Origin of the sequence: Streptomyces hygroscopicus subsp. hygroscopicus (assembly GCF_001553455.1) — a bacterium.
In the GTDB taxonomy this organism is placed as follows: Bacteria; Actinomycetota; Actinomycetes; order Streptomycetales; family Streptomycetaceae; genus Streptomyces; species Streptomyces hygroscopicus.
Genome location: NZ_BBOX01000282.1, coordinates 23952 through 38811 on the forward strand (window position 1 = coordinate 23952; position 14860 = coordinate 38811).

Genomic DNA, 14860 nt, shown 5'->3' on the forward strand with positions numbered 1-14860 from the left:
TCCAGGGTGACGCTTGGCCACGTCACGGCCCGTGGGGCGGTGGCGTGCCGCGACCCGTGGGGCGGTGGCGTGCCGTACCGTCGCCGGGTCGGCCACGGCGGCGCGCGCCGGAGCTTGTCCATCCGCGTCCGCACGATCGCGCGGTCGGGCGACGCCCCGCTGGTGCGCCTCGACGCGCGTTCCGGGGCGGCGCCGACGACGCCGGAGGCGGCAGCGGGCAGCGGGCAGCGGGCAGCGGCAGCCCGTTCCGTACCCTGGCGTCATGCGCATGCGCCCCACTTTGAGCTGGACCCCCACCGAGGACCTGCCGCCGGGCAGCACGGATCTGGAGCCGGTCGCCGAGGCGCTGAGCACCGGCGGTGTGCTGGTGCTCAGCGGGGCGGGCCTCTCCACGGAGTCGGGCATCCCCGACTACCGGGGCGAGGGCGGGAGCCTGAACCGGCACACCCCGATGACCTACCAGGACTTCACCGCCACTGCCCAGGCCCGGCGCCGGTACTGGGCGCGCAGCCACCTCGGCTGGCGCACCTTCGGCCGTGCCCGCCCCAACTCCGGGCACCGGGCCGTGGCCGCGTTCGCGCGGCACGGCCTGCTCTCGGGTGTGATCACCCAGAACGTCGACGGCCTGCACCAGGCCGCCGGCAGCGAGGACGTCGTGGAACTCCACGGAAGCCTGGACCGGGTCGTCTGCCTTTCCTGCGGCGCCCTCAGCCCGCGCCGCGAACTCGCCCGGCGGCTGGAGGAGGCCAACGCGGGGTTCGAGCCGGTGGCCGCCGGAATCAACCCGGACGGTGACGCCGACCTCACCGACGAACAGGTCGGGGACTTCCGCGTGGTGCCCTGCGCGGTCTGCGGCGGCGTCCTCAAGCCGGATGTGGTCTTCTTCGGCGAGGCCGTTCCGCCCCGGCGGGTCGAGCACTGCCGCGAGCTGGTCCGTGAGGCGGCCTCACTGCTGGTCCTGGGCTCCTCGCTGACGGTGATGTCCGGGCTCCGGTTCGTCCGCCAGGCGGCCCGGGCCGGGAAACCGGTGCTGATCGTCAACCTGGACCCGACCCGGGGCGACCGGCACGCCGTCACCCGGGTCGCGCTCCCGCTGGGAACGGCCCTCACCGCCGTGGCCGGCCGGCTCGGCACCCCTGGGCCAGCAGGGGTATGACGCGGCCACGGCCGGGCGCGCGCCCGGTCGTCAACCGGTCTGCTAACGCCCGTGGTGGTACGGGTCGTTGGAGCGTGCCGGACCCCGGCCACCGGGCGGAACCGGCACCCGATGCGGCGCGCCGCACCGGGCGGGAGGGGCCGGGCCGGCGACCGACCGGCCACGCCCTCGGGCGGGCCCCCGACCGGCCTCGGTCCCTCAGGCGGGTGGCCAGCTCCGCAGGGCCGCGTCGGCGACCCGCTGGAGGTCGTCCCGGGTGGCGCCGCTGGCGGCCTGGACGGCGATGCCGTTGGCCACGGTCATGAGGTAGCGGGCGAGCACTCCGGGGTCGGAGTCCGGGGGCAGGTCGCCTTCGTCGACGGCTTGCCGGAACCGGTCCTGGAGGTGGGCGGTGCCCTCGTTGCGCCAGGCGACGAGGGCGTCCCGTGCGGCGCGTCCGGTCTCACCGGCGGCGAGGGACGCCTGGACGCCGAGACACCCGGCCGGGCAGCCGGGGCGGGTGGTGGCCCGGACGGAGCCGGTGAGGAAGGCGGTGGCCACCTGCCGGGCGGTCGGTTCCCGCAGGGCCCGGGCCCCGTACGAGGCGGGGCCCTCGGCGTACCGCTCCAGCGCCTTGCGGAACAGGTCCTCCTTGTTGCCGAAGGCCGCGTACATGCTGGTGCGGGTGATGCCCATGGCGCTGGTCAGGTCGGTGAGGCTGGCGCCTTCGTAACCCCGTTCCCAGAAGACCCGCATGGCCTGCTCGAGGGCCTCGTCGGTGTCGAATCCCCTCGGCCGGCCGATCGGCGCCCTCCGCTGCGTCTCCATGCGCCCCATCCTACGACTTCTGTACCGACCGATGCGGAAGTGGTGCGGTCCTCATTCAGTACCGACCGGTACTTAAATCTGAGGAGGTTCCCCATGGGGCAGCTGGAAGGCAAGACCGCCGTCGTCACCGGCGGCGGCACCGGGATCGGCCTGGCCGCCGCCGTACGGCTGGCGGCGGAGGGCGCGCACGTGTTCATCACCGGCCGGCGCGAGGCCGAGCTGGACGCCGCCGTCGCGGCCATCGGCCCGGCGCGGGCCACCGCGGTGCCCGGGGACATCGCGAACCCGGCCGACCTGGACCGGCTGTACGACGCCGTCCGGGCCCGGGGCCGGGGCCTGGACGCGGTCTTCGCGAACGCGGCGACCGCCTCGCTGGCGGCGCTGGGGCAGATCACCGAGGAGGACTACGACCTCGTCTTCGGTGTCAACGTGCGCGGCACGCTGTTCACCGTGCAGAAGGCGCTGCCGCTGCTCAACCGGGGCGCCTCGGTGATCCTCAACGCCTCCACCGCCGCCGACAAGGGCAGAGAGGCGTTCAGCCTGTACGCCGCGTCCAAGGCCGCCGTCCGGTCCTTCGCGCGGACCTGGGCCAACACGCTCAAGGACCGCGACATCCGGGTCAACGCGATCTCCCCGGGCCCGATCGACACCCCCGGCATCACGGCCCTCTTCGGTGAGGAGAACGCGACCGACGTCAAGGCGCACCTCGCCACCACCGCGGCGATCGGCCGGATGGGGCGCCCGGAGGAGGTCGCCGCGGCCGTGGCGTTCCTCGCCTCCGCCGACAGCAGCTTCGTCCTCGGCGCCAACCTGTACGTCGACGGCGGCGAGAACCAGATCTGACCCGTGGACCGCATCCGCCGCGCGGTCACCCCCGGCGACGATCCGGGACGACGCCGAGGCGACGACCGCCCCGGCGGCCGGAGGTGCCGACGCCGCTTCCGCCCGGCCCGGACGGCCCGATCACGTATGGGCCGGGCCCGCGCACGGGCCGGGCAGCCCACCCTGCTCGGCCCGGCGGCGGCACCCTGATCGGCCCGGCGGCGGCCGGAGCGGAAGGGGCCGGGGGCTCGGTGCGGTCAGTCGGTCAGCACGACGCAGGCGCCCAGATGCCACGTCTCACGGGGCTTGGCGGACAGTTCCAGGTCCGTCTCCCGGCCGGAGGAGCCGCCGTCGAGGGGGACCCGCAGCCATTGGAACCGTCTGCCGGTGAGTTCGTCGCCGCGGGCCCGCTCGACCCCGTCCACGCGGACGATCAGCGTACGCGTGAAGGTGTTGGGGTCTCCTGTGAGCAGGTAGGCGGTGCAGGGGCCCGCGGGCAGTCTCAGCCGCAGCACGGCCGGGGCGCTGCCCCGGACGTAGTCTCGGCGGAGGACATCGGGCCGGCCGCCGTCCGAGGCGGCGGGCGCGGCGCCGACCCAGCCGAAGTCCGCGCCCTCGCGCCAGGTGTCGGCGGGCGAAAGACGGGTGTAGTCCTCCAGCAGCGGCGAGGAGCTGGTCCCGGCGTCCAGCGCGTGCACGCAGCGGGAGGCGGGCGGGGTGACCACCGCCTGCGCCTCGGCGAGCAGCGAGGAATCGAGCACCGCCACCCTGCCGGAGGCCGGACGCGCCCGGACGGGGGCGAGGCAGGGGGTCACCGGCGGGACGACGGCCACCGCCACCGTCCGTGCGTCACCTGCCGCCACGAAGTGGGTGACCGGCTCGGCCTGCCAGCCGTCGGGGACCTCGGCCGAGGTGACGGCACGCAGTCCGGATCCGGTCGCGTTGGCGACCCGCACCGGCACGTCGTTGCGCCGACCGCCGATCAGCACGGCGTCGGCCGGGTCGATGGCGGCCTGGAGCCAGGCGCGGTGCTCGTCGCGGATCCGGCTCAGGCCGAACCAGTAGGCGACCAGGGTGTCCCTCCACTGGCCGGCCGCGGCCATCTGGTCGCCGAACCGGCGGTGCACGTCCGCGAGCCGCCGGTGGTCGACGCGGCCGCGCAGGGCGTCCCACTCCTCGCGCATCCGCCGCACGCGCCGCGCGCCGGAGAAGTGGGTGTCGTAGATGTGCTGGATCACGGTCGTGCCGTCGTCCAGCCGGTGTGTGTAGGGCACGTGGTGCAGGAACAGCAGGAGTTCCTCGGGGCAGTCCGCGGGCGACTCGTAGGCGTCGCGCACGGCCGGCGCGTACAGCTCGGTGAATCCGTCGCCGGTGGCGGCCGTCCGGTCGTAGCCGATGCCCTCGCCGTCCGAGCGGTGGAACTGCGTGGTCGTGGTCGGGCTGGGGTCCAGGTGCCCGGTCACCGAGCCGTCGGGCGGATGGGTCAGATATCCGGTGCCCAACGGCGAGGTGTAGTCCTCGTAGGTGCGCCAGGAGCCCAGGAGCAGTTCCGAGACCGTCGTGACGACGTGTGGGTCGTTGCCGAAGGTCATCCGGGTCCACTCGGCGGCCAGGTCCCGCGCGGACAGGTCCGGGTTCCAGGAGAGCCGTCCGTAGCCGTGGGTGTTGGCGGCGGCCAGGTGCGATCCGGTCCAGTTCCTGTCGTCGCCGAAGTTCATCACACCGGCGAATCCGCAGAGCGGGTACAGGTGGACGCGGCCGCTCACCACACGCGCCACCGTGCTTCCCGGGCCCGCCTTGAGGGTGTCGAAGTCCAGGCACTCCTTCCACTGCGGCACCAGGTAGCACAGGTGCGTGACGTGGCCGGTGTACTCCTGTGTCACCTGTAGTTCGATCATCGAGTTGGTGTGGGGCAGCGACCCGAAGAGCGGGTGGGCGGGCTCGCGGACCTGGAAGTCGATCGGCCCGTTCTTGATCTGCACCACCGCGTTGTCCTCGAACTTCCCGTCCAGCGGCACGAAATCGCGGTAGCCCTGCCGGTCCCACTCCTGGTCGCTGTCGTGCACGAACGCCCGCCACATCACGATGCCGCCGTGCGGCTTCAGCGCCCGGGCGAGCAGGTTCGCCCCGTCGGCGTGGGTGCGTCCGTAGTCCAGCGGCCCGGGCCGGCCCTCGGAGTTGGCTTTGACGAGGAAGCCCCCGAAGTCCTCGATCTTCTCGTAGATCTCCGCGGCCTTTCTCTCCCACCAGGTCCGCACGCCCCGGTCGAAGGGGTCGGCCGTGCCGAGCCCGCCCAGGTCGATGGGGGCGGCGAAGTTCGCGGTGACGTACAGGGCCACGCCGTAGCGCCGCAACACGCCCGCCAGCGCGGCGAGTTTGCCGAGGAAACCGGCGCTGAGGTACTCCGCGGTCGTGTTGACGTTGTTGATGACCGCGCCGTTGAGGCCGAGGGAGGCCAGCACACGGGCGTAGTCCGTGTACCGGTCCTCCAGTTGCGGCAGCCGGTCCCAGTGGAAGATGGACCGGCCGGCGTAGCCCCGCTCGATCGAGCCGTCCATGTTGTCCCATTGGTTGGCCAGCCGCAGCGGGGCGGCCGGGGACTCCGTGATGTCGACGTGCTCGATCGGCCGGCGGGTCTGCACCAGCCGCAGCAGGTGGAAGGCGCCGTAGAGGACACCGCGGTCGGCCCGCGCGGCCACCACGGTCCAGGTCCTGCCGCGCTTGTGGACCTGGCGGATCACATAGCCCTCCTCCCCCAGCCCGGTGAGGTCGGAGGCGGGGACGAGGGTCCGGACCAGGTCGGAGCCGGCCGGGGTGCCGACCACCAGGGCCGGCCCCGACGGCGCGGACGCACGCGCGGTCACCCGGGTGCCGAGGAGGCCGGTCAGCCCCCTGACCAACTCGTCGACCGCCGACCGCTGGAGCGCGCCGCCCCCCTGCCAGACCAGGGAGCCCAGGGCGGCCCGGTAGCGCCTGAGCCATCCGGGGTCGTCCACCCGCGGGTAGCGCAGCCACAGCTGGTAGCCGTCCTCGGCGGGGAGCGCGCCCGCGGGCGGCGCGGGGTCACGACGCGCCTGCGCCGAGGCCGGTGCGGAGGACGCGACGGTGCCGACCGCGCCGCTCACGGCAGCCGCGGTCAGGACGCTGCGGCGAGGTATTCCTGAGCTCATGATTCCCACTTTCCGTCGGCGGACGAACAGTGCGCACACCCAGGGCCTCTTGACCCGGCCCGCGGTACGCGGCCGGAATCCGGGGGGCCGGAACCAGAACGACGACGCTCTCGCCCCGACTGGCCTTGCGGGGCGGGCGGTTGGAGCCATCGTCGCGCTTCGCGGGACAGGCGGGGGCTGACGAGCAACCAGGCCCCGCAACCGTCACACGCCACACGACAACTGTCAACAGGACCGACCAGAAAAGCACATCGCGTCCTTGGGGCCACGGCCACCACCACGTAGCCCGGACGGCGAGGAGCACGTGGGGGGTGAGCCGGGCCGGACGGCCCGGCTCCGTCAGTCGTTCCCCGCAGAGCACCGGAGAGCAGAGGAACGACGCGGGCCCTCAGCTGCGGGGGAGCATCAGCGCCGAGTCCGTGTGGACGGTGATGCGTACCGGCGCGAAGGTGGTGGCGTCCAGCGGCGACTCACCGGTGCCGGGATGGCGGGCGTAGCGCGGATGGGCGCCTCCGCTGATCTGCCAGCGGATGCGGTGACCAGCGGCGAAGTGATGGGCGGTGGCACTCATCGACACGGTGACCTGCGCGGGCGCGGGGCCGGTCGTCCGAAGCCGCCCCAGCCCGTCGCAGACGTTGACGGAGCGGCCCTGCGGGTCCACATCGCACAGGCGGGTGAAGACATCGGCGTGTCCGGTGTCCGTGGAGACGCTCAGCCGTGCGGTGACGGGGCCCAGGATGTCCATGGGCTCGGTCAGTGGTGGACCGGTGAACGTCAGGACGTCGTCCCGGGCCTCCAGGGTGCCGTTGTCCCGGGGCCCGGCGGTGCGGGAGAGCAGCTGGCCGCCGAGGGAGGGGGTGGGGTCGGCCGGGTCGTAGCGGAACGCCGTCACGGGCGCGGAGTCCACGGGGGCCTGCTGGGTGAGATGCCCGCCGGGGAGGGGGTACCACGAGGTGGTTGCCGCGGCCGGCGGCCAGTCGTGGAGGTCCCGCCAGGTGTTTTCGCCGCCGATGTGCACACGCACCGCGGTGGGACGCAAGCCGGAGGGGTCGGCGTACAGGTGGGCGCGCAGCCACGCGAGGCTCTCGGTGAACACCTCCGGCCACCCTCGCTGCAAGGCGGACGTGTGCGTCCAGGGGCCGACGAGCAGGGCGGTCTCACAACCGGCCCGGCGCAGCCGGTCGTACTGCTCGAAGGTCTGGTCGGCCAGTGCGTCGTGCCATCCGGTGATCAGAGCGGTGGGCACGCGGGACCGCTCCGCCGACTCCGCCAGCGACGCGCCGCGCCAGTAGGCCGCCTTGGCGTCCGGGTGTGTCATCACCTCGTCCAGCCAGGGCAGTTCGCTCCCGAGGGCTGTCACGTATGCTCGACGCAGGGGCAGCGCGGTGGTGACGTCGCGCAGGCGGCGCTGCAGACGCAGCGTCGCCCGGAGGAACGGCGCCATGCCCTGGTGCTGGTAGTGCATGCCCGCGCCCACGGCGAGGGCGTTCTCCAGGCGGAGCGCGCCGTCCGCGTGGAACAGGGCGTAGGGATCGTGCAGCCCTACTTGCACCACCATTGCCTTCAGCTCCGGCGGCGGGTCCGACGCGAGGGCCCATTGCACGTAGCCGAGGTAACTGGGGCCGACGGTCCCCAGTGTTCCGTCGAACCAGGGTCGTGTCCGCAGCCAGGACACCGCGGCCTGGCCGTCGGCGGCCTCGTTGCGCCACAGGTCGAACACGCCGCCCGAACCGCCGGTGCCGCGGCAGCTCTGCAGGACCACGTGGAAACCCTGTTCGGCGAAGAGCAGGCCGTACTGGGGTGACCACGGCAGGCCCCGGCCATAGGGCGAGCGGACCAGAAGGGTGGGGAAGTCGCCCCGGGCGCGCGGAAAGTAGTGGTCAGTGAGCAGCGGGCTGCCGTCGGCGGCCGGCACCACCAGCCCCGGCTCCCATCCGACCTCGTGCCGTCTGGCCGGCAGACCTCGCCAGGTCGCCCTCATCATCCGGGAGGACAACGGCGGTTTTCCGGCGGGTGGCGTCCAGGCCGGTCCGGCGTCGGCGTCGGGCGTGCGTGATGGCATCGTTCCCCTCCTGAAATTCTCGTACGATGTACGAGAATAGAGGATGTTTGGATGGCCTTCGCAAGAGCCGCCTCAACACCCCGGGGAAGGAGCACGAGGCCGTGCCCAGTGACGGAAAGTCCGGTGCCCAGGGCGTCGATCCGGAACAGCTCTGGCTGCGTCCCGCCGAGCCCCGCAGGGGCCGCAGACCCTCCTTCAGCCGGGAGGCGATCATCGCGGCAGCCGTCGAGCTGGCGGACGCGGAAGGACTCGACGCGGTCACCATGCGGCGGGTGGCCGCCGAGGTCGGAGCGGGCGTCATGTCGCTCTACAGCTACGCCCCCGACAAGGAGACGCTGCTGAACCTGATGGTCGACCACGTCAGCGGCGAACTCACGGTCACGGACCCGCCCAGCGGCGACTGGCGCGCCGATCTGAAGACCGTGGCCCACCTGCAGCGCGCCCACATGCTGCGCCACCCCTGGCTGCCCGCCGCCCTGTCCACCCATCGCGTTCCGGGCCCCAACACCCTGGCTTTCCTGGAACACGCGCTCGCCGTTCTGCGGCCCACCGGGCTGGACGGTGCGTCGAAGCTGGAGATCTTCGCCCAGATCACCGCATTCGTGGCCGGCTACGTCACCCATGAGATCGCGCAGGCGGCAGCCTCACGAGCACCGGACCGGGCCGCGGCCGAGCGCCGCTACCTCGCCGCTGTCGCCGCCGACGGCCGCCACCCGGAACTCGCCGAGGCCCTTTCGGCCCCCGGACGCCCCCTCACCCCCGACTCCACCTTCGCCCGGTTCCTGAGCCGTCTGATCGACGGCCTCGACACCGGCTGATGCCGCGCACCCGCGACTGCCGTCCCGCCCGCCCCGCCCCACGGCACGCCGTCGGCGCCATCCCCACCGCAGGCCGACCTCCACCCAGCGGCGACGTGCCCACGGCGTCAGCCGACGGACCTCGCCGGCCGCTCCCGCCCGAGGACCGGCCGCGGCTCGCCCGCGCACGGCGGCGCGGGCGGTTCCTCGTTCCGCCGGCCGCGACGATCCCGGCTTCCACGGGGCCGCACGTTCTTCCCCGCATACGAGTAGCACTCCCCCGCCATCGGCGGGCGGCTCGGCGCGGCCCACGGCCTTGGGCTCCCCTTCGTCTTCGCACACCCTGGAGACGGTCACCGGGCCGCGCGGATGGGCCGGACCCGGTCCTCCGCACCACCTCGCCGACCGTGGGCACGGCATCTGGCTGCGGTGCGCCACCGACGGCACGGCGCCCTGGCCGCGGTTCGACCCCACCACGCGCAGGGTGTACCGGCTCGCCCAGGAACAGTCCGTCGCGGAGGCCCCGCCGCCGGCCGCGGCGTTCGTCCCGCCGACGGTTCGCGCCCCTCCGGTCCGCCACCATGCGACCCGGCGGGACGAACCGGCAGGAGCCGGAGCGGGAGACCGGCGTACCCGGCTCGTGGCCCCTCCGTCCACCGCAATCCCCGACCGCTGTACCGCAATTCCGCGCATGGCACCGGTGACGTCCCGTCCCTAGGGTGGCACCGTGATCGACAGTTCCCCGGGCGAGGAGCCGGTGTCGGACGTCGGCCCCTTCGCCCTTCACGCCCCCGATCTCCGCCGAGCGATGACCGTGCCGCGCCGCCGGCGCCGCGGGGCGCACCGCGGGGGCCGGGGTGTTCGGGCGAGTACCGGACTGCGCGTTCCGGCCCCCCCGGGGTGCCACGGATCCGCTCAGGCGGCGTGCGCCTGCCGAAGCCGACCGGAGACTTCGCGCCACCCCGCCCGGCCGGCACCGGCAACGGCAGCTCGATCGCGGGCGTGCTCGATCGGCGCCACGGTGGCCGCACGGCCGTACGCCCGCTCTTGTCCGACCAACCCCGAGCCGACCGCCGGCCGGTATGAGGAGTCCTGGAATGCAGTCTTACGACGTCACGGCCGACTCGGCGGCACCGCCCGACGCGGTGTGGACGCTGCTGCTCAACCCGCGAAGCTGGCCCGAATGGTCGCGTATCGACGCACTGGAGACCGGTCAGTCGCACGGCCTCTCACCCGATGGCCGGGACGGCGTCGGGGCGATCCGCGCCTTCCGTACGGGGAAGTCCGTCACCAGGGAACGGATAACCGCCCTCGAGCCCGGACGCCGGTTCGCGTACGAGGGTGTGGAAAACTCGAACATGGCCGACTATCACGCCACCATCGAGCTGCATGAGCTGCCCGGAGGCGGAACGAGGATCCGCTGGCACGGCACGTACCTGGCCCGCCCGGGGACGCGCTGGGTCTTCCAGCGGTACCTCCGCCGCTTCATGCAGGCCATGGTGACCGGTCTCGCCGAGCACGCCGCCGGTCCGGACGTCCCACCGGCCCGAGGTGGCCGACGCGGCTGACAGGCGGTCAGACCCGTCCGCCGCGGCCTTTCGCTGGAGGAAACCGTATGAGCGCGTCGAGAGCGGTCGACGTCCCACAGCCCCTGGCGGCGTCGTACGCCAGGGCCTTCGGCGAGGAAGGCAGGGCGTGGATCGCGGCCCTGCCCGCGCTGGCCGCGCACGTCCTGGACCGCTGGGAGCTGCGACGGGACGGCGAGGCCGGAGCGGGGGAAGCCTCGCTGGTCCTGCCGGTACTGCGCAAGGACGGCACGGGTGCGGTCCTCAAGCTGCAGATGCCCAGGGAGGAGACCACCGCGGCGCTCATCGGGCTGCGGACGTGGAACGGCGAGGGGATGGTGCGGCTGCTGGACCACGATCCGGGGAGCGGCACCCTGCTCCTGGAACGCTTGAACGGTGCCCGCACGCTCACTTCGGTCGAGGACGACGACGTGGCGATGAGCATTCTCGCGCGGCTGCTGGGGCGGCTGGTCTCGGTCCCGGCGCCGCCGGGGCTGCGGAGCCTCGGCGACATCGCCACCGAGATGCTGGAGCGGGTTCCGCAGGCGGTCACGGCCCTGGTCGACCCGGCGGACCGGCAGCTCCTGCGTGGCTGGGCGTCGGCGGTGGCCGAGCTGGCCGGCGAGCCCGGCGACCGGATGCTGCACTGGGATCTGCACTACGACAACGTCCTGGCCGCGGAGCGTGAGCCGTGGCTCGCCATCGATCCCGAGCCGCTCGCCGGGGATCCCGGCTTCGACCTGTGGCCGGCCCTGGACAGCCGGTGGGACGACGTCGTCGCGAAAGCCGATCCCGCACGCGTGGTACGGCGCCGCTTCGACCTGCTCACCGAGGTCCTCGGCCTGGACCGCGCCCGCGCGGCCGGCTGGACGCTGGGGCGGCTGCTGCAGAACTCGCTGTGGGACCTCGAGGACGGCCAGACCGCGCTCGCCCCGTCCTCCGTCGCCATCGCGCGGTCGCTGCCGCACCGTTGACGCCGCGCGCCGGCGACAGGTGCCGCGGCCGTACCGGCGGTCGGCACACGGCGCGCCGGGCGCGCCGGGACCGGAAGCCGCCAGGCCGTCACGGGCCACCGGGCCGTCGCGGGACCGCTGTCACGTACCGAGCCAGGCCAGGGCCGCGACCGTCAGGGCACTGACACCGGTGTCCAGGGTCGGCTGGAGGACGGGGGCGAAGGTGGGGCTGTGGTTGACCGGGACGTCCTGGTCGATGGTGCCGTTCCGGGCGGCCCGGGCGTACCGGTCGGGGTCGGCGCCGCCGATCCCCCAGTAGGTGAACGGCGCGCCGAACGCTTTGGGGATCTCACTCATGTCCTCGCTGGCCGTCTGCGGGTCGATGGTGTGCGCGTCGTCGCCGAAGTGGGCGGCGAACGCCTCGGCGACGCGCCTGGTCGGCGCCTCGTCGTTGACCGTGGGCGGGAAGGCGGTGATCTTCTCGATCTCGGGTGCCCTCGGCGACCGGGACGCCTCGCACTCCGCCACAACGATCCGCTCGATCGCCCGCAGGACCCGGGTGCGCGAGGTGTCGTCGTAGGTGCGCACGTTGAGCTGGATGACGGCGCGGTCGGGGATGACATTGGGGCCGGTGCCGGCGTGGACGCTGCCCACGGTGACGACGGCGGGGGTGGTGGCGGCCAGTTCCCGGGAGACGATGGTCTGCAGGCGTACGACGATCATCGCGGCCATCACCACGGGGTCCACCGCGGCCTGGGGCATGGAGCCGTGCCCACCCCGGCCGTGGACGGTGATGCGCAGGCTGTCGGCGGCCGCCAGGAACGCTCCGGAGCGGGTGCCGACATAGCCGGCCGGATAGGGCAGCACGTGCTGGGCGAATACCACATCGGGCCGGGGCGACGCGGACGTCAGACCGTCGCCGATCATGGCGGCGGCGCCGTCGCCGTTCTCCTCCGAGGGCTGGAAGAGCGCCACGAAGGTGCCTCGCCAGGCGTCCTCGGCCCGCGCCATCAGCCGTGCGCAGCCGATCAGGCAGGTCACGTGGACGTCGTGACCGCAGGCGTGCATCACTGGTTGCTCGGTGCCGTCGTCGCCGGTCACGGTGGCCGTGGAGGCGTAGGGCAGACCGGTCCGCTCGCGCACCGGGAGGGCGTCCATGTCGGCGCGGGCCATGACGACCGGGCCCTCACCACGGGCCAGAACCCCGATCACACCGGTGCCGCCGATGCCGTCGGTGACCTCGTAGCCGCAGCCCCGCAGGGCGTCGGACGCCTTCTTCGCCGTGCGGTGCTCCCGCAGGCCGAGTTCGGGGTGTCTGTGCAGATCCTTGTAGAGGTCCTCCAGGTCGGAGCGGATGCCGTCGAGGCCGGCCAGCACGGTACGGGCTGGGTTGGTCACGAAGACTCCTTGCGCGAGCGGGACTTTCCCCCGCGGCGGGTGGCGGGACGGGAGCGGCGTCGCCAGTCGAGACCGCTGGGCAGGTTCCAGCCGTAGCGCACGGCGGCGAGCCGCAGCACCAGGGCCAGGGTGACGCCCAGGCCGACGCCGATCCCGGGGACGCCGAGGTACCAGCAGAGCACCGTGACCGCGGCGACGGCCAGGGCGACGGTGGCGTACAGGCCGTTGCCGCCGAAGACGGCGGGCATCCGGCCGAGGATGACATCGCGCAGGGCGCCGCCGCCGACGGCCGTGAGGGTGCCCAGCAGGACGGCGGGGAGCCAGCCCAGGCCGACCGCCAGCGTCTTGTTGGCGCCCGCGACCGCCCAGAACCCGATCACGGCGGCGTCGAGCGCGGTGAACAGCCGGTTCCAGCGCTGTTCGCTGATCAGGACCAGGAAGGCGACCGTGATACCGGCGAGGGAGGTCAGCAGATAGGCGTAGTCGGTGAGCGCGACCGGTGTGCCGTGCTGCAGCAGCACGTCCCGCATCATGCCCCCGCCGAGGCCGGAGACGATGCCGACGGCCGGTCCGCCGCGCCGGACCGGGCGGCCGAGCCCCAGGCCCTGCGCGTCCCGCGGCCCAGCCCGCCCGGGAGCGGGGCACCCGGCATGCGGATGGCGAGAAGACCATGGGGCCGAGCAGCCTCGGCAACGCGCCGATCGGCGACAATTGAACCGCCCCCGGCCGGACAGATGGGGACCTTTACCATGAAAGCGACGGACGAGGCAGGTGAGGGCGCGTGACCACACCGGGGATCGACTACCGGGCGTTGTTCGCCGTCACCCCCAGCCCCTACCTGGTGTTGGCCCCCGATCTGGTGGTCGCCGACGTCAACGAGGCGTATCTGCGGGCCACGGGCCGGACCCGGGACGAGCTGATCGGCCACTACCTCTTCGAGGTTCATCCCGACAACCCGGCGGACCCGGAGGCCAACGGGGTGCGCAATCTGAACGCCTCCCTGCAGCGAGTGCTGCGCTCGAGGGCACCGGACACGATGGCGGTGCAGAAGTACGACGTGCCGGTGTCCGGCCGCCCGGGAGTGTTCCAGGTGAAGTGGTGGTCGCCCATCAACACACCCGTCCTCGGACCTGACGGCGAGGTCCAGTGGATCATTCACCGGGTGGAGGACATGACCGAGTTCGTACTGACCCGATCCCCCCGCTCACGACCGGGCGACCCGGGCGAGGAGCGGAGCGCGATGGAGGCCGAACTGTACGCGCGGGCGCAGGAGCTCCAGCGCCTCAACGAGGAACTCCGCGAAGCCCACGCCCGGGAACGCCAGACCGCCCTCACCCTCCAGGAGGCCATGCTGCACTCCCCGGACCTCGCCGGGCACCGCGACATCGCCGTGCGCTACATGCCCGCCACCCAGTCGCTCAACGTATGCGGCGACTGGTACGACGTGGTGGACCTGTCCGAGGACACCTTCACCGTCGCGGTCGGCGACGTGGTCGGCCACGGCCTGGAGGCCGCCGCCGTCATGGGCATGCTGCGCAGCGCCCTGTCGGCCGCCGTCCGCGCCATCCACGAACCCGGCAAGGCGATGGACGTCCTGTGCCGGTACGCCCGTACCTTCGAGGGCGCACTGGCCACGACCGCGGTCAAGGCCGTCATCGACACCCGCCGCCGCCACATCACCTACACCAGCGCCGGCCACCTGCCACCCGCGCTGTCCCGCTCGGACGGCACCGTCTCCCTGCTCGACCAGGCCACCGAGCCTCCGCTGGGCGTCGTCACCGGCCAGGCCACGCGCGCCCAGGCCACGGTGGCCTACACCCCGGGCGACACCCTGGTCCTCTACACCGACGGGCTGATCGAACGCCGCGACGAGGACATCGACGCCGGCTTGCGCCGCCTCACCGGCGCCCTCGCCCGCCACGCCGGTCTGAGCCCCTGCCGCCTGGCCGATGCCCTGCTCGCCAGCCTCGGCGTGGCCGACAGCGGATGCGATGACATCGCCCTGGTCATCGTCCGCCTGTAGACCGGCCACCGGCCGCACAGCGAGCGCGCCACCCCGGCCACCCGGGCGATCCCGGCCGCCCCGGCCGCCCCGGCCACCCGGGCCACCCGGGCGACCGCGCCCCGCAC

General features: G+C 73.4%; 11 protein-coding genes. 6 read left to right on the forward strand and 5 right to left on the reverse strand.

The window, feature by feature from the left end; genetic code table 11:
• Nucleotides 1-262 precede the first annotated feature (262 nt).
• Nucleotides 263-1156 carry an NAD-dependent protein deacetylase gene (locus AXW62_RS26620; RefSeq protein WP_060946745.1) on the forward strand — a complete coding sequence of 298 codons (894 nt, stop codon included), beginning with the start codon at nucleotides 263-265 and terminating at the stop codon, nucleotides 1154-1156.
• Nucleotides 1157-1354: 198 nt separating this feature from the next.
• Here AXW62_RS26620 and AXW62_RS26625 read toward each other — a convergent pair whose 3' ends face one another.
• Nucleotides 1355-1963: a TetR/AcrR family transcriptional regulator gene (locus AXW62_RS26625; RefSeq protein WP_060946746.1), complete on the reverse strand. Its 609-nt coding sequence runs from the start codon at nucleotides 1961-1963 to the stop codon at nucleotides 1355-1357.
• Nucleotides 1964-2056: 93 nt separating this feature from the next.
• Between AXW62_RS26625 and AXW62_RS26630 the strand changes: the two genes are divergently transcribed.
• Nucleotides 2057-2806: an SDR family oxidoreductase gene (locus tag AXW62_RS26630; protein WP_060946747.1), complete on the forward strand. Its 750-nt coding sequence runs from the start codon at nucleotides 2057-2059 to the stop codon at nucleotides 2804-2806.
• A gap of 236 nt (nucleotides 2807-3042) precedes the next feature.
• Here AXW62_RS26630 and AXW62_RS26635 read toward each other — a convergent pair whose 3' ends face one another.
• Together AXW62_RS26635 and AXW62_RS26640 are read right to left on the reverse strand one after the other, a co-directional pair.
• Nucleotides 3043-5955, reverse strand: coding sequence for an alpha-glucuronidase family glycosyl hydrolase (locus AXW62_RS26635; RefSeq protein WP_060946748.1), 2913 nt, complete (start codon nucleotides 5953-5955; stop codon nucleotides 3043-3045).
• A 388-nt stretch (nucleotides 5956-6343) separates the two neighbouring features.
• Nucleotides 6344-8017, reverse strand: coding sequence for a CocE/NonD family hydrolase (locus AXW62_RS26640; protein WP_060946749.1), 1674 nt, complete (start codon nucleotides 8015-8017; stop codon nucleotides 6344-6346).
• A gap of 101 nt (nucleotides 8018-8118) precedes the next feature.
• Between AXW62_RS26640 and AXW62_RS26645 the strand changes: the two genes are divergently transcribed.
• The 3 genes from AXW62_RS26645 (at nucleotide 8119) to AXW62_RS26655 (ending at nucleotide 11353) form a co-directional block, all read left to right on the forward strand.
• The gene (locus tag AXW62_RS26645) at nucleotides 8119-8835 is read left to right on the forward strand and encodes a TetR/AcrR family transcriptional regulator (protein ID WP_060946750.1); all 717 of its coding nucleotides are present in this window, start codon (nucleotides 8119-8121) and stop codon (nucleotides 8833-8835) included.
• A 1076-nt stretch (nucleotides 8836-9911) separates the two neighbouring features.
• Nucleotides 9912-10382 carry an SRPBCC family protein gene (locus AXW62_RS26650; protein WP_060946751.1) on the forward strand — a complete coding sequence of 157 codons (471 nt, stop codon included), beginning with the start codon at nucleotides 9912-9914 and terminating at the stop codon, nucleotides 10380-10382.
• 47 nt (nucleotides 10383-10429) lie between these two features.
• Nucleotides 10430-11353 carry an APH(6)-I family aminoglycoside O-phosphotransferase gene (locus AXW62_RS26655; protein ID WP_060946752.1) on the forward strand — a complete coding sequence of 308 codons (924 nt, stop codon included), beginning with the start codon at nucleotides 10430-10432 and terminating at the stop codon, nucleotides 11351-11353.
• A 120-nt stretch (nucleotides 11354-11473) separates the two neighbouring features.
• On the opposite strand, the gene AXW62_RS26660 is transcribed toward AXW62_RS26655, so the two are convergent.
• Both AXW62_RS26660 and AXW62_RS26665 read right to left on the reverse strand, forming a co-directional pair.
• Nucleotides 11474-12730: an amidohydrolase gene (locus AXW62_RS26660; protein WP_060946753.1), complete on the reverse strand. Its 1257-nt coding sequence runs from the start codon at nucleotides 12728-12730 to the stop codon at nucleotides 11474-11476.
• Nucleotides 12727-13251, reverse strand: coding sequence for a trimeric intracellular cation channel family protein (locus tag AXW62_RS26665; protein WP_252368745.1), 525 nt, complete (start codon nucleotides 13249-13251; stop codon nucleotides 12727-12729). The genes AXW62_RS26660 and AXW62_RS26665 overlap by 4 nt, the downstream gene beginning before the upstream one ends.
• 260 nt (nucleotides 13252-13511) lie before the next feature.
• On the opposite strand from AXW62_RS26665, the gene AXW62_RS26670 reads away from it, so the two are divergent.
• Nucleotides 13512-14753 (forward strand): PP2C family protein-serine/threonine phosphatase, encoded by a 1242-nt coding sequence (locus AXW62_RS26670; RefSeq protein ID WP_060946754.1) that lies wholly within the window; start codon nucleotides 13512-13514, stop codon nucleotides 14751-14753.
• Nucleotides 14754-14860 lie beyond the last annotated feature (107 nt).